This is a genomic window from Microbacterium sp. 5K110 (assembly GCF_005774735.1).
GTDB lineage: Bacteria > Actinomycetota > Actinomycetes > Actinomycetales > Microbacteriaceae > Microbacterium.
This window is the reverse complement of sequence record NZ_VBUM01000056.1, coordinates 1-22,987: the sequence shown is the minus strand read 5'-3', so window position 1 is coordinate 22,987 and position 22,987 is coordinate 1. Positions and strand designations below refer to the sequence as shown.

The window sequence follows — 22,987 nt, the reverse complement described above, 5'->3', positions numbered from 1 at the left end:
GAGGGCGGCGATCTCGGGGCGGATACGGGGGAGGACCGGCTCTTCGCTCACGAGCCGAGCCTATCCGCGACCCCCGTGCGCGTGTCAGACCCCCGTGCCACGATGGGTCCATGCGCTTCGTCGTCCGCGTCGCCGTCAACGCCTTCGCCATCTGGATCGTCACGCTGATCCCGGCCCTGCAGGTGAGGCTCATCCCGTTCGCCCCCGGCGAGGGGCTGCAGGTCGCCCTGACCCTGCTACTGGTCGGGCTCATCTTCGCCCTCGTCAACGGCATCATCGGCACGATCGTCAAGGTCGTCGCCATCCCGCTCTACATCCTGACCCTCGGGCTCATCTCGCTCGTCATCAACGGCTTCCTGCTGTGGCTGACGGCGATCATCACCGAGAACTGGGACTGGGGACTGCGCACCGGGGAGTTCTGGCTCACCGTGGTCGCGGCGCTGCTGATCGGCATCATCAACGCCATCCTCGGCGGCCTGTTCCGGCCGAGCCGCGACGACCGGTCACATCGCTGATGCGCTGAGCGCCCGTCCCCGACAGAATGGGGGGATGACCGCGAGTGCCGACGCGCCCTTCCGCGTCGTCTTCGTCTGCAGCGGCAACATCTGCCGGTCGCCGATGGCCGACGTGGTGTTCCGGCGTATGGCCGACACCGCCGGCCTCGGCTCGCGGGTCGTGTCGACCTCGGCCGGGACGGGCGACTGGCACGTCGGCGAGCGCGCCGACCACCGCACCCTCGCGGCGCTGGATCGTCTCGGCTACGACGGCGCGGCCCACCGCGCGCGGCAGTTCCAGTTCTCGGACTTCGAGCGCAACGACCTCGTGGTCGCCCTCGACCGCAGCCATGAACGCGTACTGCGCGGCTGGGCCCGGCACGACGACGACGCCGACAAGATCGCTCTGCTGCTGTCGTTCCTTCCGGATGCCGAGACCCTCGACGTCCCCGACCCGTACTACGCGGGGCCCCCGATGTTCGACGAGGTGCTCGGTATGATCGAACGCGCCAGCAGGGCCCTGTTCCGGCAGCTCGAGCCCGCCATCCGTTCCGCGGGCTGACCCGTTCGCTCGACCCCCGGGAGACCCGTGTCCTCTCTGCCCCCGCAGCCCCTCAGCCCGCTCGACGGCCGCTATTTCGCCACCGTCGCCGAACTCGGCGACTACCTTTCGGAGGCCGGGCTCAACCGCGCCCGCGTCGAGGTCGAGGTCGAGTGGCTCCTGGCCCTCACCGACCGGTCGCTGTTCGGCACGTCGCCGGTGAGCGACGACGACCGCACCCGGCTGCGCGCCCTGTACGAGGAGTTCGGCGCCGACGAGATCGCCTGGCTCAAAGAGAAAGAGGCGGTCACCCGTCACGACGTCAAGGCCGTCGAGTACCTCGTGCGCGACCGTCTCGACAGCCTCGGACTGACGGCCCTCGCCGAGCTGACCCACTTCGCGTGCACGAGCGAGGACATCAACTCCACCGCCTACGCCCTCACCGTGCAGCGCGCGGTCGAGCGCGTGTGGCTCCCGAAGCTGCGGAGCGTCACCGCGGCCCTCCTCGAGCTCGCCGTCGAGCACCGGGATGCCGCGATGCTCTCCCGCACGCACGGCCAGCCCGCGACACCCACCACGATGGGCAAAGAGATCGGCGTCTTCGCGTGGCGCCTGGATCGTGTCATCCGTCAGCTGGATGCCGGCGAGTACCTCGCGAAGTTCTCGGGCGCCACGGGCACGTGGTCGGCCCACGTCGCCGCCGAGCCCGAGGTCGACTGGCCCGAGCTCACCCACGCCTTCATCGAGTCGCTGGGCCTGGGCTTCAACCCGGTCACGACCCAGATCGAGTCGCACGACTGGCAGGTCGAGCTGTACGACCGCGCACGCCACGCGGGTGGCATCCTGCACAACCTCGCCACCGACATCTGGACGTACATCTCGCTCGGGTACTTCACGCAGATCCCCGTCGCCGGAGCGACCGGCTCGTCGACGATGCCGCACAAGATCAACCCGATCCGCTTCGAGAACGCCGAGGCGAACCTCGAGATCTCGGGCGGACTGTTCGCGACCCTGGCATCCACCCTCGTCACGAGCCGGATGCAGCGCGACCTCACCGACTCCACGACGCAGCGCAACATCGGCGTCGCCTTCGGCCACTCCCTGCTCGCGCTCGACAACCTGCAGCGGGGGCTCACCGAGATCTCGCTCGCCGAGGACGTGCTGCTGGCCGACCTCGACACGAACTGGGAAGTGCTCGCCGAAGCAATCCAGACCGTCGTGCGCGCCGAGATCGCCGCGGGCCGCTCGCAGATCACCGACCCCTACGCCCTGCTGAAGGACCTCACCCGCGGACGCCGCGTCGGCGGGCCCGAGCTCGCGGAGTTCGTGCGGGGCCTCGACATCGGCGACGCCGCGAAGGAGCGCCTGCTCGCGCTCACCCCCGCGACGTACGCGGGTCTGGCGTCGCGGGTCGTCGACTCGCTGTAAGCCGCCGACAAACGCGATTTCCGGCAGGCAACGCCGAGGCAACGCGTTTCCCTGCGGGAATCGCGTTCATCGCGAAGAGCGGCGGCGGGCGTGCCCGGGAGAATGGATGCCATGCGCGCGATGATCATGGATGCCGAGGCCCAGCCCCTCGAGATCCGCGAGGTGCCCTCTCCGACCGCTCCGACGGGCGGCGTCGTGGTGGAGGTGCACGCGACGGGGCTGTGCAGGAGCGATTGGCACGCGTGGGTCGGCCACGACGACATCGCGCTCCCCCACGTGCCCGGGCACGAGTTCGCCGGCGCGATCGTCGAGGTCGGGGCCGGCGTGCGCGACTGGGCCGTGGGCGACCGCGTGACGGTGCCTTTCGTGATGGGCTGCGGCGACTGCGAGTGGTGCCGGACCGGCAACGCGCAGGTGTGCCCGCGCCAAGAGCAGCCCGGCTTCACGCAGTGGGGCTCCTTCGCCGAACGCGTCGTCGTGCGATCCGCCGACACCAACCTCGTCGGCATCCCCGATGCGGTCTCGTTCGAAGCCGCGGCGGCCCTCGGATGCCGCTTCGCCACCGCCTTCCGCGCCCTGACCGCCCGCGCGCGCGTGCGCGCCGGGGAGTGGGTCACCGTCGTCGGGGCCGGGGGCGTGGGGTTGAGCGCCGTCATGATCGGCGCCGCCCTGGGCGCCCGCGTCATCGCTGTCGACCGGACTCCCGCGGCGCTCGAGGTGGCGCGACGCCTCGGCGCAGAGCACACGATCCTCGCCGACGGCGCGGACGTGCCCGCGGCGGTCGCCGCGATGACCTCGGGTGGGAGCCACGTCTCGATCGACGCCGTCGGCAGCGCGCAGACCGCGCGCTACGCCGTGCTGAGCCTGCGTCGGCGCGGTCGGCACGTGCAGATCGGGCTGCTTCCCACCGCCGACGGGATGACACCCATGCCGATGGCGCGGGTGATCGCGTGGGAGATCGACGTGCTCGGAAGTCACGGCATGGCCGCCGTCGACTATCCCGAGATGCTCGCCCTCATCGTCGGGGGAGCGCTGCGCCCGCACGACCTCATCGAACGGGTCGTCGGCCTCGACGAGGCGGCACGGCTGCTGCCCGCGATGGACTCCGCCGCCCCCGCGGGGATGACGATGATCGACCCGCGACGGGTCTGAGGGTCAGCTGCGCGGAGCCTCGGGCTCGTCGTCGCGCTTCGGCGCCTCGGCGGCATCCGCCGCGTCGGGCTCGTCGTCCTGGGGGACGAGCAGGGGACGGTCGACCTGCTTCGTCACCTGCGCGGGGTCGACGGCGAGCAACAGGAGCGCCACGCTGACGAGCACGACGATGAAGGTGACACCGGCGGCGATGCCGCCGATCACGAGCGCGCGCTGGATCTCTTCGGCGGGGCGGGCCTGGAACGCCCCCATCGACACGAGAGTGACGACTCCGGCGAACACGGCGGCGCCGAGGGCGAGCCCCAGAAGCTGGACGGGCTTCATGAGGTCGCGGCGTGTGGGCTTGTCCGTCATGATGCGGCCTCCTCGGCGGGTGCGACCGGAACCGGCTCGCTGCGGCGCGGCGAGAACCCCGCGATCGCAAGGTAGACGGCGACGATGGCCGCGTACCCGCCGAAGATGCCGACGGCGATGACGATCCCGGTGAGGGTGAACGACCCGGCGCCCTCGATGGAGTAGTCGTAGGTGTACTGCATCGGGGTGAGCAGGAAGGCGAGCGCGAGCACCAGGGTCAGGATGCCGACGGTGAGCCCGTCACGGGCGACGGCTGCCGACCGCCCGGCACGCCGATCCCGCACTGCACCGAGGATCTCGACCGCCCCGGACAGGATCGCCCACACGATGACGAGCACGAAGAAGAACGTCGTCGACCGCCACGTCCCGATGCTGGCCGCGAGTCCGGCGACACCGGTGACGACGGCGAGGAGAAGAGGCGTCGACCGCTGGCCGCTCGGGAAGACCAGCCACGCCGAGAGGACGAGGACGAGCGCCGTCGCGAGGGCGAATCCGCTGAACACGCTGGAGCCGACCGCCGCGGAGTGATCCGACGAGAACGTGACCATGACCGCGGCCAGAGCGGCGAACAGGGCGCGCGCGAGTTGGACGTGGCGCACGTCGAAGGCGCGCGCAGAAGCGGAAGTGGTCACAGAAGGCCCCGGAGAGACGGTGTCGATGGCATCCAGTCTATTCCTCGGCGGCTGGGCGCCCTCCGTGTGCGCCGATGTCGAGATATCGCGGAGGCGGGCAGCGGACGTCGGCGGCTCTTTAGCGTCATCGCAAGATCTACGGATCTTTCGCTCGTCACGGGCGAGAAGACGCGGATTCTCCCACCTAACGTCGGGCCATGGCCCCGCTTTTCGACACGTCCGCCACCGGCGCACGCGCGGTGTTCTTCGTGTCGGACAGCACCGGTATCACGGCCGAAACGCTCGGCAGCGCCCTGCTGGCCAACTTCCCCGGGGCGCGATTCGAGCGGCACACGGTGCCGTTCGTGGGCAGCGTCACCGCGGTCGAGGCGGTCGTCGCGCGCCTGCACCGCGCCGCCGCGGCGGGAGAAGCCCCGATCGTGTTCGCCACGGTCAAGGATGCCGGCATCCGGGCGCGCCTCGCCGATGCCGCCGCGGTGGTCATCGACCTGCTCGCCGGGCATCTCACCGAGCTCGAGGCCGAGCTCGGCGCGACCGCCGAGACGCGCGCCGGGCAGTACCACGGCCTCGGCGACCTCGAGCAGTACTTCCGCCGCATGCGTGCCGTGGAGTTCGCCATAGAACACGACGACGGCCAGAGCGGTCGCGACCTCGCGAGCGCCGACGTGATCATCGTGGCGCCCTCCCGCTGCGGCAAGACGCCCACGACGATGTACCTCGCCCTGCACTACGGGCTCCTGGTCGCCAACTATCCACTCACCGACGACGACTTCCCCACCGACGGCCTGCCCCGCATCGTCGCGCCGCACGCCGACCGATGCTTCGGCCTCACGACCACCGCCCTGCGCCTCAGCCAGGTGCGGCATGAGCGGCGCCCGCACTCGACGTACGCCAGCCTCGCGCAGTGCACCCTCGAGATCCGCCGCGCCGAAGACCTCTACCGCCGTACCCGCCTCCCCTTCCTCAGCTCCGCGACCCGGAGCGTCGAGGAGATGTCCGCCGTGATCCTGCAGTCCATGAACCTGCGCGACCGACCCCACGAAAGGCCCACCCCATGACCAACATCCTGCGTTTCGACGAGATCGGTATGACCGACCTCGCCCGGGTCGGCGGCAAGAACGCCTCGCTCGGCGAGATGGTCTCGCACCTGGCATCCGCCGGCATACGGGTCCCCCCGGGTTTCGCCACGACGTCCGAGGCCTTCGGGCGCTTCCTCGGCCACGCGGGTCTGGACGCCCGCATCCGCGCCGCTGTCGACGGCATCGACGTCGACGACGTCGCGGCCCTGAGCCAGCTCGGTTCCCGGGTGCGCGCGTGGATCGAGGAACAGCCGTTCCCGGCCGACCTCGAGGCCGACATCCGCACCGCCTACGCCGCGCTCGTCGCCGACGAAGCGGACCCCGAGGCCGTGACGTGGGCGGTCCGGTCGAGTGCCACCGCCGAAGACCTGCCGGATGCCTCGTTCGCGGGGCAGCAAGAGACCTTCCTCAACATCGGCGGCATCGAGAACATCCTCCAGGCGATCCGTCGCGTGTTCGCCTCGCTCTACAACGACCGCGCGATCGCCTACCGCGCGCACCACGGTTTCGACCACCACGAGGTCGCCCTCTCCGCGGGTGTGCAGCGCATGGTGCGCTCGGACATCGGATCCTCGGGTGTCATGTTCACCCTCGACACCGAGTCGGGCTTCGACGAGGCCGTGTTCCTCACGAGCTCGTACGGGCTCGGCGAGGCCGTCGTGCAGGGCGCCGTGAACCCCGACGAGTTCTACGCCTACAAGCCGGCGCTGCGCGCCGGCCGCCCCGCGATCCTCAAGCGCTCGGTCGGCGAGAAGGCCATCGCGATGCGGTACACCGACGGTCAGCACGTCGACGGCAGCACGGCCTTCGTCGAGGTGGATGCCGCGGACCGGGGCCGGTTCTCTCTCACGGACGCGGAGGTCGAGGAACTCGGTCGCATCGCCCTCGTGATCGAGGCGCACTACGGACGTCCGATGGACATCGAGTGGGGCAAGGACGGCGTCGACGGGCAGCTCTACGTCCTGCAGGCCCGCCCCGAGACCGTCGTGTCGCGGCGCTCGACGAACGTCCTGCGCCGCTTCGTGCTCGCCGAGCGCGGCCCGGTGCTCGTCGAGGGACGCGCGATCGGTCAGCGCATCGGCGCGGGACGCGTCCGCGTGCTGAGCTCGATCGACCAGATGGCCGACTTCGCCCACGGCGACGTGCTCGTGGCCGACATGACCGATCCCGACTGGGAACCGATCATGAAGCGCGCCTCGGCAATCGTGACCGACCGCGGCGGCCGCACCTGCCATGCCGCGATCATCGCGCGCGAGCTCGGCATCCCCGCCGTCGTCGGCACCGGTGTCGCCACGCACGCCCTCCGTGACGGTCAGGAGGTGACCGTCTCGTGCGCCGAGGGCGACGACGGCGTCGTCTACGACGGCATCCTGCCCTTCACCGAGGAGCAGACCGAGCTCGATCGGATGCCGGAACCCCCCGTCAAGGTGATGATGAACGTCGGCACCCCCGACCAGGCCTTCGCGTTCTCGCGGCTGCCCCACGCCGGGGTCGGACTGGCTCGCCTGGAGTTCATCATCAACCGGCAGATCGGCATCCACCCGCGGGCGCTGCTCGAACTCGACCGGCTCGACGGCGCGCTCGCGGACGACATCCGCACGCGCATCGCCGCCTACCCCTCCCCCGAGGAGTACTTCATCCAGCGCGTCGCCGAGGGCGTGTCGATGATCGCCGCGGCCTTCGCTCCCGAGCCGGTGATCGTGCGCCTGTCGGACTTCAAGTCGAACGAGTACGCCAATCTCATCGGCGGTCCCCTGTACGAACCCGACGAGGAGAACCCGATGCTCGGCTACCGCGGCGCCGCCCGGTACGTCTCTCCCGAGTTCCGCGCGTGCTTCGACATGGAGTGCGAGGCGCTCCGCCGCGTCCGCGACGACATGGGGCTGACGAACGTGCAGATCATGGTGCCGTTCGTCCGCACGGTCGCCGAGGCCGCCGCCGTCATCGAGCTCCTCGCCGCCAACGGCCTGCGCCGCGGCGAGAACGGCCTGCGCATCGTGATGATGTGCGAACTGCCGTCCAACGCCATCCTCGCCGAGAGCTTCCTGGAGTACTTCGACGGTTTCTCCATCGGTTCGAACGACATGACCCAGCTGACCCTGGGTCTCGACCGCGACTCGGCGCTCATGGCATCCGCGTTCGACGAGCGCGACCCGGCCGTGCGGCACCTGCTCGGGATGGCGATCGACGCGTGCTTGCGCCAGGGCAAGTACGTCGGCATCTGCGGACAGGGGCCGAGCGACCACCCCGACTTCGCGCAGTGGCTGGTGGCGCGTGGCATCCAGTCGCTGTCGTTGAACCCCGACACCGTCGTGGAGACGTGGCTCGCGCTCGCGGCGAACGAACGGCCCCGGGCCGAGATCCTCGCGGAGGCGCAGCTGTCGGGCTCATGAGGATCGATCCTCCGATGGACCCGGATACTCCCTGCGATGGACGCCCCGGATGCCACGGCCCGGTGGGATGGAGACATGTCCGCTCTCATTCCTCCCGTGCTCACCGCCTCCGGCCTGGTCAAGCGCTACGGCGAGGTCGCCGCGCTCGACGACGTCTCGCTGACCATCCGCGCCGGGGAGTCGGTCGCGGTCATGGGCGCCTCCGGCTCGGGCAAGACCACGCTGCTGCACTGCCTCGCCGCGATCCTCCCACCGGACTCCGGATCGGTCGTGCTGAGCGCCCCGGGAGTGGAGCCGCGTGAACTCGTCGGCCTCGACGAGGGCGAGCGCGCGCGGGTCCGCCGCACCGCTCTCGGCTTCGTCTTCCAGGAACACCTGCTGCTCCCGGAACTGACCGCGGTCGAGAACGCGGCCCTGCCGCTGCTGCTGCAGGGAATGCGCAGACAGGATGCCGAGCGGCACGCGGCCGCGTGGCTCGCCGCGCTCGGCCTCGCCGGCCTGGAGCAGCGCCGGATCGGTCAGCTCTCGGGCGGTCAGGCGCAGCGGGTCGCGATCGCCCGCGCCCAGGTCACGGGCGCACCGGTGGTCTTCGCCGACGAACCGACCGGCGCCCTCGACTCGGCCACGTCGTCCGAGGTGCTCCGCGCCCTGCTGGGTGCGACCACCGGCCAGGGCCGCACGCTCGTGATGGTCACGCACGATGCCGACGTCGCACGTCGCTGCTCGCGCATCGTCCGGCTCCGCGACGGACGGATCGTCGACGACTCGGCGGCGGCCACCGGCACCCCGGCCGACAGCGTGAGCGAGGCGGGGCGATGACCGCCGTCCTGCCGCTCGCCCGGATGCTGTCGCGCCCGAGCCGTCAGGGCCGGGCCGCGATCGTGCTGCCGATCGTCGCCTTCGCGGTGACCACGGCTCTCCTCCTCGTGGTGGCCGGCGGGGCGCGCATGTTCCTCGTCGACCCCCGGGCGGTCGCGGGAGGCTTCTACGGCACCCTCGCCGTCCTCGCCCTCGTGCTGCTCGCCGTCCCGCTCGCGACGCTCGGCGCCGCGGCCGCGCGCCTGTCCAGCCGCCGCCGCAATGACCGGCTCGCGACGCTGCGGCTCCTCGGCGCGAGCGGCCGCGAGATCTGGTCGCTGACGGTTCTGGAAGCCACAGCCACCGCCGCGATCGGTGCCCTCGCGGGAGTCGTGCTGTACGCGGCGCTGCTGCCGGCGGTGGGGATGCTGCCCTTCTTCGGCGGCCCGATCGGAGTCGGGGCCGTCGCCGCCGATCCGCTGCTCGTCGCCGCGGTCGTCGCGGTCGTCATCGCCATCGCGGCCGTCAGCGCCGCCGCGGGCCTGCGGCGGGTGACGGTCACGCCCCTCGGCGTGCGCACGCGTCAGTCCGCACCGCCGAAGCGGACGTGGGTGCTCGTGGTCGGTGGCATCCTGATCGCGCTCGTCGTCCTGGCCGTGGCCAACGTCGAGGTGTTCGGGCCCGCCGCGTCGACGGCGGTGCTGCTGGCGCTGTTCGGCGCCGGCTTGGGGCTGCTCAACCTCGTGGGGGCGCCGATCATTGCCGCCCGCGGGCGCGCGATGGCCCGGAATGCCCGCACGGCTGCGCGTCTCATCGCGGGTCGCGAGCTCGCCGCGCACGCGGGTCCGGCGTGGCGTCGGGTGTCGGGCATGGCGTTGGTGTCGTTCATCGCCGTGGTGGCCGGCTGCGGCTTGGCGCTCGTCGGCCTCTCCGGCGACGTCGACACGATGCTCCTCGACATCCGCACGGGAGTGCTCGTGACCCTCGGGATCGCGTTCGTGCTCCTCGCGTGCGCCGTGGGCGTCACGCAGGCGTCGGCGGCGTTGGAGGACCGCGAGCTCATCGTGGGCCTCGATCGCCTCGGCATCCCGGACGCCGAACTGCGGCGCGCCCGCCGGCTGGCGGTCATGGTGCCGCTGCGGTGGGCGGCGATCGGCGGGGCGGCTCTCGGAGCGGTGCTGGCGTTCCCGGTCGTGGGGCTGAGCCTCGTCGCCGCGCCGCTGTCGGTGGCCACGGTCGCGGGCACGTTCGTCGCGGGCTTCGCGCTCGTGGCCGCAGCCCTGGCCTCGACGCGGCCCATCGTCACCGGCATCCGCCGCGGCACGCTCTGACGCGGGCACCCGTGGGCGCTCGCCGGCGACCCGGCCGAAGCCCGCGCGGGTGCTAGCGTGCGGGGGTGAACCCGGATGCCACTTCCCCACGCCTGATCCACGTGTCCGCCGCGGTCATCACCGACGCCGACGGGCGTCTGCTCCTCGTGCGGAAGGCCGGGACCACCGCGTTCATGCAGCCCGGCGGAAAGCCCGAGCCGGGCGAGACACCCGCCGAGACCCTGGCGCGCGAACTCGCCGAAGAGATCGGCATCCGCGTCGCGCCCGCCGACCTCGAGTCCCTCGGATCCTTCACCGCCTCGGCCGCGAACGAGCCCGGCTTCGCGGTGGTCGCCGAGGTGTTCCGTGTCGAGATCGGCGAGCAGCGGCCGGTCCCGGATGCCGAGATCGCGGAACTCCGCTGGGTCACCGCCGCAACGGCATCCGGGCTCGAGATCGCCCCGCTCGCGCGAGAGTACTTCCTGCCCGCCTGATCAGTCGGTGCCCGCGAGGGCTCGCAAGGCCATGGCGGCGAGGATCTCCGACGCGTTCGCGGCCACGGCGCTGTGCGGCGTCGAGTTGAGCAGACCGAAGGCGGCGAGCAGCCGCGTCTGACGTTCGTCATCGCCGAGGTGGGGACGCAGCCGCGCGAGCACGGCATCCCACTCCTGCACGTATTCGCGCTGCAGGCGACGCACCTCGTGGTTGGCGTCGGGCGCGAGCTGCGCGAGTTCGCGGTCCTGCAGCCGGATGGTGTCGGGGTCGGCGGTGGCGAAGTCGAGGTGGAACCGCACGAGCCGCGCCAGCGTGTCAGCGGGCGCGGTCTGCTCCGCGACGATCTCGCGGCACCCGTCGAGCAAGCGTGCACTGGCGTCGGTCAGGAGTTCGGCGAGCAGCGCATCCTTGCTGGGGAAGTAGTTGTAGAGCGCCGGGCCGCTCATGCCGACGGCTTCGCCGAGCTCGACGGTCGACACCGCGGCGAACCCGCGCTCGGCGAAGAGCCGGGCCGCCGATCGCATGAGGGATGCGCGGCGGTGGGCCTTCTGCGTCGCTCGCCAGGTCGCGGTCACGGCATCCATCGTAGGTTCACGGGTCACTCGGCCTCGGGCGCGATGACGGCGAGGGTCTGCCCGCGCGACACGACGTCGCCGACACGGGTGCGGAGGGCGATGCGCCCGGCGACCGTGGAGCGCACGACGTGCTCCATCTTCATCGCCTCGACGACCGCCACCGCGTCACCGACCTCGACCCGGTCGCCGTCGGCGACGCGCAGCACGACGACGCTGCCCGGCATGGGCGACACGACGAGAGGATCGGCGTTCACCGCGGCGTCGGCCGTGTACCGCGGTCGGGCGATCTCGACGCGCAGCACGGCGCCGTCGCGCGCGAGCCAGACCCCGCCCGCGTCGACCTCGGCGGCGAACGTGCGGACCTCGCCGTCGACGGCGACCGAGACCCGCCCGTCGTCGGTCGCGCGGACGCGCGCCGGTCGCTCACCCGTGTCATCGACGAGGGTCGGATGCCGCGGGAAGCCGCCGAGGGCGGCCTCGCGCTCCGCGCCCGCCGCAGCCAGCCGGAACCGGCGCGGGGCCGCGGGTCCCAGCCGCCAGCCGTCGCCCCGCGACCACGCGCCGCCCGACGGCGAAGCGGTGGCGGCGTCGAGCAGTAGTGCCGCCTCGACGAACGCCCGTCCGTCCGCGGCCACGGGCACGAGTCCGGCGGACTCCCGGGCGATGAGCCCCGTGTCCATCGTTCCCGCGACCACGTCGGGCACCTCGAGCAGCGCCCGCAGGAACGCCACGTTCGTCGGGAACCCGAACACCGCGGTGTCGCCGAGCGCGGCGACCAGCCGGCGGCGAGCGCTCTCGCGATCGGGGCCCCACGCGATGATCTTCGCGAGCATCGGGTCGTAGTCGACCGAGACGTCGAGGCCGTCCTCGAGCGCGGTGTCGACGCGGATGCCCGCGCCGCCGGGATGCCGCACGCGGGTCACCCGCCCGCCGGTCGGTAGGAATCCGGATGCCGGGTCCTCGGCGTACACGCGCGCCTCGAACGCGTGCCCGGTCAGGGTCACGGCATCCTGGGTCACCGTCAGCGGCTCGCCGGCGGCGATGCGGAGCTGCTGCTCGACGAGGTCGAGGCCCGTGACTTCTTCGGTGACGGGGTGCTCGACCTGGAGCCGCGTGTTCATCTCCATGAAGAAGAACTCCTCGGGGGCGTCGGCCGAGACGAGGAACTCCACCGTCCCCGCGCCCCGGTAGCCGACGCTGCGGGCCGTCTCGCACGCGGCTTCGCCGATCCGCGCGCGGGTCGCGGCGTCGAGCAGCGGCGAAGGCGCCTCTTCGATGACCTTCTGGTGCCGGCGCTGCAGCGAGCACTCCCGCTCGCCGAGATGGATGACGCCCCCGTGCGCGTCGGCGAGTATTTGCACCTCTATGTGCCGCGGCGTGCGCACGTACCGCTCGAGGAAGAGCGTGTCGTCGCCGAAGCTCGCGGCCGCCTCCCGCCGGGCCGCGGCGAGCGCCGAAGCGAGCTCGCTCTCGACCTCGACGACGTGCATGCCCTTGCCGCCGCCGCCGGCCGAGGGCTTGATCAGCAGCGGATACCCGACGCCCGGGGCGGCGCCGATCAGCTCGGCATCCGTCATTCCGGCGTGCGCGACGCCCGGAACGGTCGGCACCCCGCGGGCCTCGACGGCGTGCTTGGCGGTGATCTTGTCGCCCATGACGGCGATGGCATCCGGGGTCGGACCGACGAAGACGATCCCGGCGGCCGCGCACGCGCGCGCGAATCCCGCGTTCTCGGCGAGGAAGCCGTACCCGGGGTGGATCGCCTGCGCGCCCGTCGCGCGCGCGGCGCGCAGCACGGCGTCGACGTCGAGGTAGCTCTGGGCCGCGGGAGCCGGGCCGAGACGCACCGCGACATCGGCGAGACGCACGTGGCGGGCGTCCGCATCGGCGTCGCTGTACACCGCGACCGAGCGGATGCCGAGGCCGCGCAGCGTGCGGATGATGCGGCAGGCGATCTCGCCGCGGTTGGCGATGAGGACGGTGTCGAACACGGCGATCACATCCGGAAGACGCCGTAGCCCGGCGCGTCGAGGGGCGTGCGCGAGACGACGTCGAGCGCGAGGGCGAGGACGTCACGGGTCTGGCTCGGCTCGATGATCCCGTCGTCCCACAGCCGGGCGGTGGAGTAGTACGGGCTCCCCTGCTCCTCGTACTGCGCGCGGATCGGCGCTTCGAACGCGGCCTGGTCCTCGTCCGACCACGCGCCGCCGCCGCCCTCGATCTGGTCGCGGCGGACGGTGGAGAGGACGGATGCCGCCTGCGGGCCGCCCATGACCGAGACACGCGCACCCGGCCACAGCCACAGGAACCGCGGCGAGTACGCGCGACCGCACATCGAGTACGTGCCGGCGCCGAAGGAACCGCCCACGACGACCGTCAGTTTGGGCACCGAGGCGCAGGCCACGGCGTTGACCATCTTCGCGCCGTGCTTGGCGATGCCGCCGGCCTCGTACTCCCGACCGACCATGAACCCGGTGATGTTCTGCAGGAAGACCAGGGGGATGCCGCGCTGGTCGCACAGCTCGATGAAGTGGGCACCCTTGAGCGCCGACTCGCCGAAGAGCACGCCGTTGTTGGCGACGATGCCCACGCGGTGCCCCTCGATGCGAGCGAACGCGGTGACGAGGGTGTCGCCGTACTCGCGCTTGAACTCGTGGGTACTGCCGGCATCCACGATCCGCGCGAGGATCTCTCGGGCGTCGTAGGGGGCGGTGAGCTCGACCGGGACGACGTCTTCGAGCTGTTCGACGGGGTGCTCGGGTGCGCGCGAGGCCTCTGGAGCGACCCGCAACGGCGGCATCGGCGGCAGGGTCGCGACGATGTCGCGGACGATCTCGAGCGCATGAGCGTCGTTCTCGGCGAGGTGGTCGGTGACGCCCGAGACGCGCGTGTGCACCGCCCCGCCGCCGAGATCCTCGGCGCTCACGACCTCGCCCGTGGCGGCCTTCACGAGCGGCGGCCCGCCGAGAAAGATCGTGCCCTGGTTGCGCACGATCACGGTCTCGTCGCTCATCGCGGGGACGTACGCCCCACCCGCGGTCGACGAGCCGAGCACCGCGGCGATCTGCGGGATGCCGTCGCGCGACATCCGCGCCTGGTTGTAGAAGATGCGGCCGAAGTGGTCGCGGTCGGGGAACACCTCGTCCTGCATCGGCAGGAACGCCCCGCCCGAGTCGACGAGATACACGCAGGGCAACCGGTTCTCGGCGGCGATCTCCTGCGCGCGGAGGTGCTTCTTGACCGTGACCGGGTAGTACGTGCCGCCCTTGACCGTGGCGTCGTTGGCGACGACCATGACGTGCCGCCCGTGCACGAGCCCGATCCCGGCCACCACTCCCCCCGCCGGGCAGTCCCCGCCGTACATCCCGAAGGCTGCGAGCGGCGCCACCTCCAGGAACGGACTCCCCCGGTCGAGCAGCGCGTCGATGCGGTCGCGGGCGAGCATCTTGCCCCGGGCCACGTGGCGTTCGCGGGAGTTCTCGGGACCGCCGAGCGCGGCTTCCGCGCGGCGCTCGCGAAGGTCGGCGACGAGGGCGCGGTAGGTGGGCACCATGACAACTCTCCATCGGGTTATCGATCGGTAACTGGATCCAGATTACGGACCAGTAATCGAGTTGTCCAGAGGAGTGCGGGCGTTGCGGATGTGGGGCGGCGGGTGCGGGCGGGGGCCCGCGTCAGCTCACCAGGAGCCCTTGCGGTAGTCCTTCAGGAAGATGCCGAAGAGGTCCTCACCGGCCTCGCCGCGCACGATCGGGTCGTACACGCGCGCGGCGCCGTCGACGAGGTCGAGCGGGGCGTGGAAGCCCTCTTCGGCCAGGCGCACCTTCGTGTAGTGCGGCCGTTCGTCGGTGATCCAGCCGGTGTCGACGGCGGTCATGAGGATGCGGTCGCTCTCGAACATCTCGCGGGCGCTCGTGCGCGTGAGCATGTTCAGCGCGGCCTTGGCCATGTTGGTGTGCGGGTGGCCCGGACCCTTGTAGCCGCGGCCGAAGACGCCCTCCATCGCCGAGACGTTGACGATGTACTTCCGCCGCGCCGTCGAGGCCGCCATCGCGGGCCGCAGTCGGCTGACGAGCAGGAACGGCGCGGTCATGTTGGCCAGCTGCACCTCGAGCATCTCGAGGGGCTCGACCTGGTCGACGTGCTGCGTCCAGCTGTTGATGCGGTCCTCGTCGGGAACGAGGCCCCCGGCGTCGATCGCGGTCCCCGCGGCCAGACGCTCGAGCGACGACGACCCCGCGGCCATCGCTTCGGCGGTGAGCTCCTCCGCCGTGCGCGCGGCCGACGCCAGGATCGGATGCGCCGACACCGACTGCGCCAGCGCGAGCGGGTGCGCGTCGTTGGTGTGGCCGAAGGTGACCAGCTCGGGCAGCGGGCCGTCCGGAAGCGGGGCGAGTTCGGCATCCACCAGGGGTTTGTACGCCCCCGGCGACCGCCGCACGGTCTGCGCGGCGTTGTTGATCAGGATGTCGAGCGGGCCGTCGGATGCCACCGACTCGGCGAGCCCGATCACCTGGGCGGGGTCGCGCAGGTCGATGCCGACGACCTTCAGCCGGTGCAGCCACTCCGCGCTGTCGGGGAGCGACGAGAACCGGCGCACCGCGTCGCGCGGGAAGCGCGTGGTGATGGTGGTGTGCGCGCCGTCGCGCAGCAGCCGCAGCGCGATGTACATGCCGATCTTCGCGCGGCCGCCGGTCAGCAGCGCGCGCTTGCCGGTGAGGTCGGTGCGAGCGTCGCGCTTGGCGTGGCTCATCGCCGCGCAGTCGGGGCAGAGCTGGTGGTAGAACGCGTCGACGAGGGTGTAGTCCTCTTTGCAGATGTAGCAGGCGCGGGCCTTGATCAGCTCTCCCGCGTACGGCGTCTCGACGCGGGTCGCGAGCGGGATGCCGCGCGTTTCGTCGTCGATGCGGTCGGGGGCGCCGGTCGCGGTGGCGGCGACGACCGCGCGGTCGGCGTCGGCGATCCGCTGGCGCTTCTCTTTGCGGGACTGCCGCTTGACGTCTTTGTAGAGCTTGCCGGTCTGGCGGCGCAGCGCGATGTAGGCCGGATCTTCGGGGTCGAGCGAGGCTGCGGCGTCGAGCACGCGGAGGGCGATCTCGAGCTCGGCGGGATCGATGGATGCCACGCGGCGGGCCTCGCGATCGGGTGTCGGGAGTGTTTCGGGCACGGGAGAGTGTACCGAGGTGCGGCTGAGAGGCGTCGCCGGGGCGCGGCCCTGCGCTACGGCGCGGCCCTGCCGCGGGAGCGCGCCTACCGCCGCGGCGCGGCCACCGACCCGCGCTCGATGAGCCGCTGATCGAGCACACGGACGACCGGCGGGGCGTTGTCGCCACGGATGCGACGGATGAGCAGGCGCGCGGCCTCGGCACCGATCTCGCGGATGGGCTGGGCCATCACCGTCACGCCGGGGGTGCTCACGCCGGTCCAGTCGGCGTCGTCGAACGAGATCAGCGAGAGATCATCCGGGATGCCGAGCCCGAGTTCGCGCGCGACGCGGAACACCTGCAGCGCGATGAGGCTGTCGGAGCCGATGATCGCGGTCACCCCCGAGTCCCCGGTGAGCAGCCGCCGCGCGACCTCGGCGACACCGCCGCGCCGCGCGTTCAGGTGCACGAACGCGGCGGGGTCGGCCACCCCGGCCTCGGCGAGCGCACTGACGAACCCGTCGACGCGATCGGCGACCGACGACATCGACAGCGTCGCGCCGAGGCGGTACGGCTCGTCGTGGTCGAGCGTGGAGATCAGCGCGATGCGCCGGTGTCCGGCATCCAGGAGGAGCTTCGTCGCGGTGCGTGCGCCGCTCCGGTTCGCGGCGATCACCGCGTCGACGTCGACGCCCGCGACCGAGCGGTCGAAGAGCACCACCGGACGTCCGGCGTCGAGCACGCCGCGGAGATTGGCGGGATCGGTCGATGAGGCCGGCGCGAGGAGCAGCCCGTCGACGCGCTTGGCCAACTGCACCGAGAGCGCCTGCGCCTCGGTCTCGGGATCTTCGTCGGAGTTGGAGAGGATGAGGTCGAGTCCCGCCGCCCGCGCCACGTTCGCCGCGCCCCGGGTCGCTTGCGCGAAGAACGGGTTCTCGATGTCGCCGACGACGATGCCGAGAGTGTTGGAGCGACCCGTGCTCATGGTGCGAGCGAGCGCGTTGGGTCGGTACCCGAGCCGGTCGGAGGCGGCGAGCACGCGATCGCGCACGCTGTCACTGACGGCCCCGTAGTCGCCGAGGGCACGGGCGGCGGTCGCCTTGGACACGCCGGCGGCCTCGGCGACGTCGGCCACGGTCACTTCGCGACGGGAAGAGCCGTCTGCGTTGTCGCCTGCCTTCACTCGTCCTCCGTTCGAGAGTTGACGTCTCCGGTCATCTTCGCGTACGGTTCCGGGAAACGAACTGAGACCGGTCTCACTCTACCGGATTGAGACCGGTCTCATCGTGAAGCACCGCCGCTCCACCCCCTATGCACCACCGAACAGCTGCATCCGAGAGGACCTTTCCGTGACCATTCGCCGCACCTTCCGCCGTGCCGCCCTCGGCGCCGTCGCCGCCGTCGCGACCGCCGTCGCCCTGACCGCCTGCGCCGGCACCGCCGCGTCGTCGGGCGACGACAACCCCTACGGGCTCATCACCCCCGGCCAGATCCGCGTGGCCAGCCTGGGCGACTCCAAGCCCTACACGTTCACCGACGAGAAGGGCGAGTTCACCGGTTTCGACGTGGAGCTCTTCCGCGACGTCGCCTCGCGCATCGGTGTCGACGACGTCGTGTTCACCGGCCAGGACTTCTCGGGCCTGCTCGCGGCCGTGGCCAACGGACAGTTCGACGTGGGCGTCGCCGCGATCGGCATCACCGAGGAGCGCAAGAAGACCGTCGACTTCTCCGACGGCTACCTCGCCGGCTACCTCACCGTCATGGCCAGCCCCTCCGCCGGCATCGCCGACGTCGCCGACCTCGACGGAAAGCGCCTCGGCGTCGTGCAGGGCACCCTGCAGGAGGCCTACGCCGTGAAGAACTTCACCGACACCGACCTCGTGCGCTTCCCCGACAACAACGCCGCGATCTCGTCCGTCAACAGTGGAGCGATCGACGCGCACTTCCTCGACTACGAGGCGGCCAAGGAGTACGCCGCGCAGTACGGGCTCGTGAACGCGATCGACATCCCCTCCTTCGACGCTCCGGCCGGTTTCGCCATCGCCAAGGACAAGAGCGAGTTCCAGGACGCCCTGAACGAGGCCCTGCGCGCCGCGATGGAAGACGGCACCTGGAAGACGCTCTACCAGAAGTGGTTCCCGGGTTCGCCGATGCCCGAGCAGTACCTCCCCTCGTCCGAGCAGACCTCCAGCCCGTCGCCCTCGCCGACCAACTGATCGGCCGCTCCGCGGTCGTCTGAAAGGAGCCCCCGATGGACTGGCTCGACAATCTCACCAAGACGTTCCTCGACTTCGACGCGATGTGGCAGGTGTTCCCGCAGCTGCTGGGCACCGGCCTCGTCAACACGCTCGTGATCTCGGTCTGCGCGACCGTGATCGGGATCGTGCTCGGCATGATCGTGGCGATCATGGGCATCTCGCCCTCGCGCTGGCTGCGTACTCCCGCCCGCATCTACACCGACATCTTCCGCGGGCTGCCGGCGATCCTGACCATCCTGTTGATCGGTCAGGGGTTCGCCCGCCTCAGCCAGCAGCTGTTCGGGCCGTCGCCGTACCCCCTCGGCATCCTGGCCCTGTCGCTGATCGCGTCGGCGTACATCGGTGAGATCTTCCGAGCCGGCATCCAGAGTGTCGACCGCGGACAGCTCGAAGCCTGCCGCGCCCTGGGGATGAGCTACGGCAAGGCCATGCGCCTGGTCGTGGTCCCCCAGGGCGTGCGCCGGGTGCTCCCCGCCCTGGTGAACCAATTCATCGCGATCGTGAAGGACTCCTCGCTGGTGTACTTCCTCGGCCTGCTGGTGTCGGAGCGCGAGCTGTTCCGGGTGGGTCAGGATGCCGCCGTCCTCACCGGCAACCTGTCGCCGCTGGTGATGGCCGGGGTGTTCTACCTCGTGATCACCGTCCCGCTGACGCACCTCGTGAACTACTTCGACAACCGCTTCCGCACCGGGCGCCGCAAGCCCACCCCGCCCAAGAGCGGTCTGGACGAGGTCGAAGACCTCACGCCGCCGCCCGCCCTCACCTACGGAGCCAACACATGACGTACACGTCTCCGGTCCCCGTCACCGACGGGCACTTCTACGCCGGGTCGAGCCTCGAGCTGCGCGACCTGACCATGGCCTACGGCGACATCGACGTGCTGCGCGGGGTGAGCCTCGAGGTCAAGCCCGGCACCACCACCTGCATCATCGGGCCGTCCGGCTCGGGCAAGTCGACCCTGCTGCGCGGGGTGAACCGGCTGCACGAGCCGAAGTCGGGCGACGTGCTGCTGGCGGGCGAGAGCGTGCTGACGCAGAAGCCGGATGCCGTGCGCAAGCGCATCGGTCTGGTCTTCCAGCACTTCAACCTCTTTCCCGACCACACCGCCCTCGAGAACGTCGCTCTCGCCGTGCGGCACGTGAAGGGCCTCTCCGCGGCCGAGTCCCGGCGGATCGCCGAGGACCGCCTCGCCGAGGTGGGCCTGGCCGAGCGCAGCGACCACCGGCCGCGCGACCTGTCGGGTGGTCAGCAGCAGCGCGTCGCGATCGCGCGAGCCCTGGCCATGGAGCCCGAGGTCATGCTGTTCGACGAGGCCACCAGCGCCCTCGACCCCGAGCTGGTCAAAGGCGTGCTGAACCTCATGGCGAACCTCGCCCAGCGCGGGATGACCATGCTCGTGGTGACCCACGAGATGGGCTTCGCCCGCAAGGTCGCCGACCAGGTCGTGTTCATGGACGAGGGACGCGTCGTCGAGGCGGGCGCCCCGGGCGACCTCTTCGAGCGGCCGCAGAGCCCGCGCCTGCAGCGCTTCCTCTCGGAGGTGCTGTGATGGCATCCACTCCCCTCCGTACCGCGGTCATCGGATTCGGCGTCTCGGGACGGGTGTTCCACGCCCCCTTCCTCGAGGCCGACCCCGCGTACCGGCTCGACCTCATCGTCACGGCGAACCCCGACCGGCGTGCCGAGGCCGAGACACGGCATCCCTCGGCCCGCGTGGTGTCCGACGTCGCCGAGGTGTGGGCTGCGGCATCCGAGCTCGATCTCGTCGTGATCGGCTCGCCGAGCGGCACGCACGCCGACCTCGCCGCGCAGGCGCTCGACGCCGGTCTCGACGTCGTGGTCGACAAGCCCTTCGCCGTCACCTCGGCCGAGGGGCGCGCGCTGATCGCCCGGGCCGAGCGGCTCGGGCGCACCGTCACGGTGTTCCAGAACCGCCGGTGGGACGGCGACTTCCGCACGCTCCGCGCGCTCGTCGACGGCGGGGAGCTGGGGGAGGTGCGGCGTTTCGAGTCGCGCTTCGAGTGGTGGAAGCCCGAGCCGCCGGCCTCGTGGAAGACCGAGGCGCGCGCGTCGGAGGGGGGTGGCATCCTGTACGACCTGGGTACCCACCTCATCGACCAGGCCGTGCAGCTGTTCGGCGCCGTCGACGACGTGTACGCCGAGGTCCACCGCCGCCGTGCGGCCACGGCCGCCGACGACGACGTGTTCCTCGCGCTGCAGCACGCCTCGGGCACCACGTCGCACCTGTGGATGAGCGCCGTGGCACCGCTGCAGGGGCCGCGCTTCCACGTGCTCGGCGACCGCGCCGGGTACACGTCCTGGGGGCTCGACCCGCAGGAGCCGGCGCTGATCGAGGGCGCCCTTCCCGGCGACCCCGGCTTCGGTGAGGTCGCCGAGGACCGCTGGGGTGTGCTCGGTGCGGGCGCCGACACACGCCGCCACCCCACGCAGCGCGGCGACTACGGCGGGTTCTACCGCGCGCTCGCCCTCCACCTGCGCGACGGAGGACCCCTCCCCGTCGACCCGCATGACGCCGTCGGCGTGCTCGAGATCATCGAGCGCGTGCACGCCGCGTCCCCCGTTTCCGCCTGATCACCGATCACAAGAGAGAGAGATTCTCCATGACCACCGGCACCTCCCCCCACGTCGCCGTCATCGGCGGCGGCATCCTCGGCACCTCCACCGCGGCGTACCTCGCCCGCGCGGGGGCCCGGGTGACGCTCGTCACCTCCGGCGAGCTCGCCGACGGCGCCTCCGGGCGCTCGATCGCGTGGCTGAACTCGTCGGGCGACCGGTCCGCGGCCTACCACTACCTGCGCCTGGCGGGCATCGACCGCTACCGCTCGTGGCAGGCGCACCACCCCGAGAGCGAGGCGTACATCCGCTTCGACGGCGCCCTGAAGTGGGCCGGCCCCGGCGAGAGCTTCCGCTCGACGTTCGACTTCGAGCGTCGCAACGGCTATGACTCCCTGTGGGTCGATCGTGCCGACATCGCCAGCATCGCCCCCGACGTCGACCCCGCGGCCGTCGCCGAGGAGGGCGCCATCTACAACCCCGGCGAGGGCTGGATCAGCATGCCCGACCTCATCGCCGCACTGGCCGCCGACGCGGTCGCCGCAGGCGCGACGGTGCACGAGAACGTCGGCCACGCGCGCGTCGACGTGCAGGGCGGCGAGGCCGTCGGGGTCGTGCTGGCCGACGGCACCCGCATCGCCGCCGACCACGTCGTGCTGGCCACCGGTCCCGCGGTTCCCGCCGACCTCGCCTCGCTCGGCGTGACGATCCCGGATGCCACCCCCGCGGCGTTCGTGCTCTTCACCGACCCCGTCGATGTCACCGTGCGCACCGTGCTCAACACCCCGCGCGTGGCCGTGCGCCCCACCCCCGACGGGCGCCTCGTGCTCGACGCCGACTGGGCCGAGCAGTCGGTGCAGGTGGCCGACGACGGCTCGCTCACGGTGCCCGAGGCGTCGGTCGAGGGCCTGCTCGCCGAGGCGTCGCGCGTTCTCGCCGGCAACCCCACCCTCACCGCGCAGCACGTCGGCGCGGGCCTCAAGCCCATCCCGGGCGACGGTGATCCCGCGGTCGGCGAGGTTCCCGGCATCCGGAACCTGTCGGCGCTCTTCACGCACTCCGGTGCGACACTGGGGCTCATCCTGGGCGAGCTGCTCGCCGACGAGATCGTCACCGGCACGCCGTCGCCGCTGCTGGCCGACTTCCGGTTCCACCGCTTCGTCGACACGGCCGCACTCGAGCCGATCGCCACGGGTGCGTGGTCGCCGGTGGGCGAGGACTGACCGGAGAGATTCCCGGGGGGCGTGGCCGCGAGGCTGCGCCCCCTTCGTCGTTTCGGGGGGCGCCGCGGGATCCGGGGGCGCCGGCGTGCCGTCACCGAAACAGGGGGTGCGGCGAGAACAGGCCGATCCGGTGCAGATCACCTGTCTCCGTGGCATCCCCTGTTTCGTGACGGGCGGTGGCCGCGCGTCAGGGTTTGCCGTTGTCGATCCAGCGCGTGTGCGTCTTCAGCGCGTGCGTGACCGCGAGCCTGACCACGACGTAGAACGCCGCACCCACCACGGCCAGGCCCACGATCCAGATCAGAAGCAGCATGATCACGTGGAGTCCGTTCATCGCTGTCATCATCCGGCGACTCTAGCCGCCGACGTCGCCCCCGTCTGCCCGCCGCGATCCGGTCGCCAGAACAGGGGATGCCACGAATTGGGCCGATCGGGTGAGAAACGGCCTGTTCTCAGTGCATCCCTGTTCTCAGCACACGCCCGCACCGCCGGCGCTGCGAGCCCACGCCGACGGTCCCCGGCCGGTCGCCCGAACCA

Annotated in this window: 22 protein-coding genes; 14 read left to right on the top strand and 8 right to left on the bottom strand. The window is 71.5% G+C overall.

Annotated features, from left to right (window positions below):
* Positions 1-110: 110 nt before the first annotated feature.
* From FE256_RS12480 to FE256_RS12465, 4 genes are all read left to right on the top strand, one after another.
* Positions 111-515: a phage holin family protein gene (locus FE256_RS12480; protein ID WP_138176088.1), complete on the top strand. Its 405-nt coding sequence runs from the start codon at positions 111-113 to the stop codon at positions 513-515.
* Positions 516-549: 34 nt separating this feature from the next.
* A complete protein-coding gene (locus tag FE256_RS12475; RefSeq protein WP_138176086.1) occupies positions 550-1,056 on the top strand; it encodes a low molecular weight protein-tyrosine-phosphatase in 507 nt (168 codons plus the stop codon).
* 27 nt (positions 1,057-1,083) lie between these two features.
* On the top strand, positions 1,084-2,463 hold the full coding sequence (purB, locus tag FE256_RS12470) for an adenylosuccinate lyase (RefSeq protein WP_138176084.1): 1,380 nt from the start codon (positions 1,084-1,086) through the stop codon (positions 2,461-2,463).
* Between the two features lie 111 nt (positions 2,464-2,574).
* Complete coding sequence (locus tag FE256_RS12465; protein WP_138176082.1) at positions 2,575-3,615, top strand: alcohol dehydrogenase catalytic domain-containing protein; 1,041 nt, start codon at positions 2,575-2,577, stop codon at positions 3,613-3,615.
* A gap of 3 nt (positions 3,616-3,618) precedes the next feature.
* On the opposite strand, the gene FE256_RS12460 is transcribed toward FE256_RS12465, so the two are convergent.
* Positions 3,619-3,969: an amino acid transporter gene (locus FE256_RS12460; protein WP_138176080.1), complete on the bottom strand. Its 351-nt coding sequence runs from the start codon at positions 3,967-3,969 to the stop codon at positions 3,619-3,621.
* Positions 3,966-4,601, bottom strand: coding sequence for an acyl-CoA synthetase (locus tag FE256_RS12455; RefSeq protein WP_252371007.1), 636 nt, complete (start codon positions 4,599-4,601; stop codon positions 3,966-3,968). Before FE256_RS12455 ends, FE256_RS12460 begins: the two co-directional genes overlap by 4 nt.
* Positions 4,602-4,798: 197 nt before the next feature.
* Between FE256_RS12455 and FE256_RS12450 the strand changes: the two genes are divergently transcribed.
* From FE256_RS12450 to FE256_RS12430, 5 genes are all read left to right on the top strand, one after another.
* The gene (locus tag FE256_RS12450) at positions 4,799-5,659 is read left to right on the top strand and encodes a pyruvate, water dikinase regulatory protein (RefSeq protein ID WP_138176078.1); all 861 of its coding nucleotides are present in this window, start codon (positions 4,799-4,801) and stop codon (positions 5,657-5,659) included.
* Positions 5,656-8,073, top strand: coding sequence for a phosphoenolpyruvate synthase (gene ppsA / locus FE256_RS12445; protein ID WP_138176076.1), 2,418 nt, complete (start codon positions 5,656-5,658; stop codon positions 8,071-8,073). The genes FE256_RS12450 and ppsA overlap by 4 nt, the downstream gene beginning before the upstream one ends.
* A 75-nt stretch (positions 8,074-8,148) precedes the next feature.
* Positions 8,149-8,892 (top strand): ABC transporter ATP-binding protein, encoded by a 744-nt coding sequence (locus FE256_RS12440; protein ID WP_212743520.1) that lies wholly within the window; start codon positions 8,149-8,151, stop codon positions 8,890-8,892.
* Complete coding sequence (locus FE256_RS12435) at positions 8,889-10,202, top strand: FtsX-like permease family protein (RefSeq protein WP_252371006.1); 1,314 nt, start codon at positions 8,889-8,891, stop codon at positions 10,200-10,202. Before FE256_RS12440 ends, FE256_RS12435 begins: the two co-directional genes overlap by 4 nt.
* A gap of 65 nt (positions 10,203-10,267) precedes the next feature.
* A complete protein-coding gene (locus FE256_RS12430) occupies positions 10,268-10,675 on the top strand; it encodes an NUDIX hydrolase (RefSeq protein WP_138176072.1) in 408 nt (135 codons plus the stop codon).
* Here the strand turns inward: FE256_RS12430 and FE256_RS12425 are convergent, their stop codons facing one another.
* The 5 genes from FE256_RS12425 to FE256_RS12405 form a co-directional block, all read right to left on the bottom strand.
* A complete protein-coding gene (locus FE256_RS12425) occupies positions 10,676-11,260 on the bottom strand; it encodes a TetR/AcrR family transcriptional regulator (protein WP_138176096.1) in 585 nt (194 codons plus the stop codon).
* A gap of 14 nt (positions 11,261-11,274) precedes the next feature.
* On the bottom strand, positions 11,275-13,242 hold the full coding sequence (locus FE256_RS12420) for an acetyl/propionyl/methylcrotonyl-CoA carboxylase subunit alpha (RefSeq protein ID WP_212743519.1): 1,968 nt from the start codon (positions 13,240-13,242) through the stop codon (positions 11,275-11,277).
* A gap of 5 nt (positions 13,243-13,247) precedes the next feature.
* A complete protein-coding gene (locus FE256_RS12415) occupies positions 13,248-14,804 on the bottom strand; it encodes a carboxyl transferase domain-containing protein (RefSeq protein ID WP_138176070.1) in 1,557 nt (518 codons plus the stop codon).
* Between the two features lie 126 nt (positions 14,805-14,930).
* Positions 14,931-16,418 carry an SDR family NAD(P)-dependent oxidoreductase gene (locus FE256_RS12410; protein ID WP_171024325.1) on the bottom strand — a complete coding sequence of 496 codons (1,488 nt, stop codon included), beginning with the start codon at positions 16,416-16,418 and terminating at the stop codon, positions 14,931-14,933.
* An 83-nt stretch (positions 16,419-16,501) separates the two neighbouring features.
* Entirely contained in the window at positions 16,502-17,536 is a 1,035-nt protein-coding gene (locus tag FE256_RS12405; RefSeq protein WP_252371004.1) for a LacI family DNA-binding transcriptional regulator, read from the bottom strand.
* 208 nt (positions 17,537-17,744) lie between these two features.
* Between FE256_RS12405 and FE256_RS12400 the strand changes: the two genes are divergently transcribed.
* From FE256_RS12400 to FE256_RS12380, 5 genes are read left to right on the top strand one after another with little or no spacing between them, the layout of a single operon-like run.
* The gene (locus FE256_RS12400; protein WP_252371003.1) at positions 17,745-18,611 is read left to right on the top strand and encodes an ABC transporter substrate-binding protein; all 867 of its coding nucleotides are present in this window, start codon (positions 17,745-17,747) and stop codon (positions 18,609-18,611) included.
* Positions 18,612-18,646: 35 nt separating this feature from the next.
* Complete coding sequence (locus FE256_RS12395) at positions 18,647-19,435, top strand: amino acid ABC transporter permease (protein ID WP_138176066.1); 789 nt, start codon at positions 18,647-18,649, stop codon at positions 19,433-19,435.
* Positions 19,432-20,202 (top strand): amino acid ABC transporter ATP-binding protein, encoded by a 771-nt coding sequence (locus tag FE256_RS12390; RefSeq protein ID WP_138176064.1) that lies wholly within the window; start codon positions 19,432-19,434, stop codon positions 20,200-20,202. The genes FE256_RS12395 and FE256_RS12390 overlap by 4 nt, the downstream gene beginning before the upstream one ends.
* Positions 20,202-21,245 carry a Gfo/Idh/MocA family protein gene (locus FE256_RS12385; protein WP_138176062.1) on the top strand — a complete coding sequence of 348 codons (1,044 nt, stop codon included), beginning with the start codon at positions 20,202-20,204 and terminating at the stop codon, positions 21,243-21,245. Before FE256_RS12390 ends, FE256_RS12385 begins: the two co-directional genes overlap by 1 nt.
* A gap of 29 nt (positions 21,246-21,274) precedes the next feature.
* Positions 21,275-22,450, top strand: a complete 1,176-nt coding sequence (locus FE256_RS12380) for an NAD(P)/FAD-dependent oxidoreductase (protein ID WP_138176060.1) — start codon at positions 21,275-21,277, stop codon at positions 22,448-22,450.
* 187 nt (positions 22,451-22,637) lie between these two features.
* Here FE256_RS12380 and FE256_RS18205 read toward each other — a convergent pair whose 3' ends face one another.
* A complete protein-coding gene (locus FE256_RS18205) occupies positions 22,638-22,796 on the bottom strand; it encodes a hypothetical protein (protein WP_171024324.1) in 159 nt (52 codons plus the stop codon).
* Between the last annotated feature and the right edge of the window lie 191 nt (positions 22,797-22,987).

Bases quoted from the DNA above. Each gene is read 5' to 3' on its own strand.
- FE256_RS12480 (WP_138176088.1), top strand. From the start codon at position 111: ATGCGCTTCGTCGTCCGCGTCGCCGTCAACGCCTTCGCCATCTGGATC.
- FE256_RS12475 (WP_138176086.1), top strand. From the start codon at position 550: ATGACCGCGAGTGCCGACGCGCCCTTCCGCGTCGTCTTCGTCTGCAGC.
- FE256_RS12465 (WP_138176082.1), top strand. From the start codon at position 2,575: ATGCGCGCGATGATCATGGATGCCGAGGCCCAGCCCCTCGAGATCCGC.
- FE256_RS12460 (WP_138176080.1), bottom strand. From the start codon at position 3,969: ATGACGGACAAGCCCACACGCCGCGACCTCATGAAGCCCGTCCAGCTT.
- FE256_RS12450 (WP_138176078.1), top strand. From the start codon at position 4,799: ATGGCCCCGCTTTTCGACACGTCCGCCACCGGCGCACGCGCGGTGTTC.
- ppsA (WP_138176076.1), top strand. From the start codon at position 5,656: ATGACCAACATCCTGCGTTTCGACGAGATCGGTATGACCGACCTCGCC.
- FE256_RS12440 (WP_212743520.1), top strand. From the start codon at position 8,149: ATGTCCGCTCTCATTCCTCCCGTGCTCACCGCCTCCGGCCTGGTCAAG.
- FE256_RS12435 (WP_252371006.1), top strand. From the start codon at position 8,889: ATGACCGCCGTCCTGCCGCTCGCCCGGATGCTGTCGCGCCCGAGCCGT.
- FE256_RS12425 (WP_138176096.1), bottom strand. From the start codon at position 11,260: ATGGATGCCGTGACCGCGACCTGGCGAGCGACGCAGAAGGCCCACCGC.
- FE256_RS12415 (WP_138176070.1), bottom strand. From the start codon at position 14,804: ATGGTGCCCACCTACCGCGCCCTCGTCGCCGACCTTCGCGAGCGCCGC.
- FE256_RS12395 (WP_138176066.1), top strand. From the start codon at position 18,647: ATGGACTGGCTCGACAATCTCACCAAGACGTTCCTCGACTTCGACGCG.
- FE256_RS12390 (WP_138176064.1), top strand. From the start codon at position 19,432: ATGACGTACACGTCTCCGGTCCCCGTCACCGACGGGCACTTCTACGCC.
- FE256_RS12385 (WP_138176062.1), top strand. From the start codon at position 20,202: ATGGCATCCACTCCCCTCCGTACCGCGGTCATCGGATTCGGCGTCTCG.
- FE256_RS12380 (WP_138176060.1), top strand. From the start codon at position 21,275: ATGACCACCGGCACCTCCCCCCACGTCGCCGTCATCGGCGGCGGCATC.
- FE256_RS18205 (WP_171024324.1), bottom strand. From the start codon at position 22,796: ATGATGACAGCGATGAACGGACTCCACGTGATCATGCTGCTTCTGATC.